This window comes from Mycobacterium sp. (genome assembly GCF_050701515.1).
GTDB lineage: Bacteria > Actinomycetota > Actinomycetes > Mycobacteriales > Mycobacteriaceae > Mycobacterium.
On sequence record NZ_JBOGDB010000201.1, the window covers coordinates 1 to 3031 of the forward strand.

Annotated in this window: 3 protein-coding genes and 1 pseudogene; 2 read left to right on the forward strand and 2 right to left on the reverse strand. The window is 65.4% G+C overall.

The window, feature by feature from the left end; translation table 11 throughout:
- Positions 1-126: 126 nt before the first annotated feature.
- Complete coding sequence (locus ACRDU5_RS16240) at positions 127-546, reverse strand: hypothetical protein (protein ID WP_526615658.1); 420 nt, start codon at positions 544-546, stop codon at positions 127-129.
- 28 nt (positions 547-574) lie between these two features.
- A pseudogene (locus ACRDU5_RS16245) lies at positions 575-969 on the reverse strand (ribonucleotide-diphosphate reductase subunit beta); the annotation flags it as partial.
- Positions 970-1205: 236 nt separating this feature from the next.
- On the opposite strand from ACRDU5_RS16245, the gene ACRDU5_RS16250 reads away from it, so the two are divergent.
- Together ACRDU5_RS16250 and ACRDU5_RS16255 are read left to right on the forward strand one after the other, a co-directional pair.
- A complete protein-coding gene (locus tag ACRDU5_RS16250) occupies positions 1206-2060 on the forward strand; it encodes a glycosyltransferase (protein WP_526615659.1) in 855 nt (284 codons plus the stop codon).
- Positions 2061-2444: 384 nt separating this feature from the next.
- Positions 2445-3031: PGRS repeat-containing protein (locus ACRDU5_RS16255; RefSeq protein ID WP_526615660.1), on the forward strand; the 587-nt coding region annotated here is incomplete at its 3' end.

The window sequence follows — 3031 nt, forward strand, 5'->3', positions numbered from 1 at the left end:
GCACCGGGGGCGGCCCCGGCGGCCCCGGCGGCACCGGCGGCCCCGGCGGCTCCCCCTAACCGCTCCGAGACGGCAACGCGACAACGGCTGCCCCGCTGCCGATCACACTGCCGGCCAAACCGCGGGTTATGGTCGCGGCGGAATCAGCGGGTTGAATTTGACCACCGGCAGAGGGAACAGGTGGTCGGTCTGCGTCGCGTCAGGGCTGTCGTACAAGCCGACGCTGTAGAGGCCGGCCGATTGCACCACGATCGGTAGGTTGCGGGTGAGGACCCAGAACTTGACCGGTGCGCCCGGCTGGTCCGGCCAATGCCAGGTGCACTCCGCTGTGCCGAGCCGCTCACCGTCTGGTGACTTGGCCACGATGTAGCGACACAGGTCGTATTCGGTGCCGCCCTGGGTGTAGGCCGCCAGCACCAACGGAATGGTGATTCGCTTGGGGAAATGGTCAATGTGGCAACTGGTCAACGGGAACCCGTCGATATTCACGCCACCGTTTTCGTCCACCACTGCGCTGGATGCCGGCGCGAACGCCACGACCTGCACGGCTTCCCCCTTCGGCCTCGTCGCGCAATCAGAAGTCCCAGTCCTCGTCTTCGGTGTTGACGGCCTTGCCGATGACGTAGGACGAGCCCGAGCCGGAGAAGAAGTCGTGGTTCTCGTCCGCGTCGCGCGGGAACAGCGCCTCGTAGCCGAGATTCATCAGCGCCTTGTTGGCGTTGTAGCGCAGGAACTTCTTGACGTCCTCGGGCAACCGGATCATGTCGGCGGTGTTGGTCAGCCTGGCCCGGCTCGAGCAGTACATCGGCAGGTAGAAGCCCTGCGCGCGTGCACCGACTCCATGAACGCGATGTTGGTGTAGACCGCCTCCTCGTGCGGGGTCAGCGCGTCGGGAATCAGGCTGACCGCACCGACGGTGCCCTGGATGGTGTCCAGCAGCGTCAGCCCGGTGAACACCCGCATCGTCAGCGGTAACGTCGCGGGGAAGGAACATCAATCGGCCCGAGTTTCCTTCAGGTGGGAGAGACGGTGAAGACCAAGAAAGGGACTGCCTTTGTCGGAACGTTTTGCGGTGATCCGTCCTCGTGAGGATAAAAGGTCTCACCCGCCGATGGGAGAGTGGCGGCTACTACCGGATCAGGCAACCCTTAGGCGAACTTGGCTGCCACGGTCACCAAATCGTCTGCCGGCCAGCACGTTCAGATGTGTCCGCAGACGGTGTGGACGTGATCGTCGGGCAGATGATCGGCGGGGTGTATAACGCGCCCATAGTGCAGCGTTGGTGGCGTCGTCTGGCCAATGACGCCGGGTTGGTGTACGAACTCGATGACGACCCGTTCAATGTGGAGCCGCACAACCCGGCCTATGGCGAGTACGGAAGTCCGGTCCGGCAAGACAGCATCACCCGATGTATCCAAGTCGCCGACCTGGTCACCGCGTCAACCGATGTGCTGGCGCAGCGGATTCGCCGACTGAATCCGAATGTGGTTGTGCTGCAAAACCGTATCGATGAGAACGTGTTGCAGCTGATACGTCCGCGGTGCGGACGGCTGACAATCGGCTGGGCCGGGGGCGTAAGTCACCTTAACGACATCAAGGAGTGCGCGTACGGGTTGCGGCGTGCGCTCGACCGCCATGATGTTGAGGCGCATTTCATCGGGGCGGACTTCCGCCGCCTCATTGCACGGCCCGTCCGGTACACCCCATGGTGTGACAATACGACCGACTATTACCGATTGATCGACTTCGATATCGGCTTGGCCCCGCTGGCCCCGACGGTGTTCTCCGAATCGAAGAGCCACATCAAGGCCTTGGAGTACGCGGCGTTAGGCATACCGGTCATCGCCTCTGACGTCGCCGCCTACCGGAACTTCGTCGTGGACGGTGTCACCGGGTGGCTGGTGCGTCGTGAACATGAGTGGGCGTCGCGGCTGCGGCAGCTGATCTGTGACGAGGAGATGCGTCGTGAGATGGGCACCAATGCACGCGAATTGGCTGCTGACTGGACGATCCAGCATGGCTGGCAGGAGTGGGAGTCCGCGTACCAGAGCGTGTTGTAGTGCACCAATCCGATAATGCGGGGGTGCGTCGAGTTCTTGGCCACCCCATTACTGATTTCGGTACCGTGCGATCCGCGCAGGTCGCCGCTCGACGGCCATCCCACGGTGGGCACCGCAAACGGCAGGTCGAGCAGCTGAACGCAGGCAGCTCGACGTCACGCCGCATTAGGATTAGCTGATCGGAGGCCCGAGCCGAGGGTGCGCGCTGTACGGGACCAAATGTCAGTAGGTCGCCCTGATGCGCATGCCGGTTGGGCGCGGTAAGTTTGCTGCAGCACACCGCTGGCGGCCACCGCGGACGTGACGGCCAACCCGGCACCGACATCGGGGCAGCACGCGACCTCAGTCCTTGTGGCCACGCCGTACTCGAAAGGGTGGATTCCAATGTCCAAGCGCAGTAACTATCGAGGTGCTGGTGCGCGCCGGTCGCCGACCAAGGCGCCTCCGATGGTGGTGACCGCGGCGGCAGTCGGTGGGGCCGGCCTGCTATTGGCCACCCCCGCCGCGGCGTTGCTGGCCAATGCCGGCCACGCGCACGCCGCGCCGGTGATCCCGGCACCCCAGCAACCCGCCGCCGATCCGTGCGGCCCGCTGTTCGGGTGCGCCGGACTGGCCAACACCAGCGTCCTCAACGGCACCGGTGTGCTCAATATCGGCTCGGCCGGCTCGGCAAGCGGTGTTGCCGATCCGTTCGCGCTTGCCGATCCCTTCCTCGACGTCGCCGGCGTCATCCCGGTGCTCAACGTGTTCATCGGCAACGGCGCCGACGGCACCGCGGCCCACCCCGACGGCTTCAACGGCGGGTTCTTCTTCGGCAGCGGCGGCGACGGCTTCAGTCCCACCGAAACCGGCGCCGATGGGGGTAACGGCGGCGCGGCCGGGTTGTTCTTCGGCGACGGCGGCACCGGCGGCAACGGCGCCGACGGCGACGCCACCACCCCCGGCGGTGACGGCGGCGACGGCGGCAACGG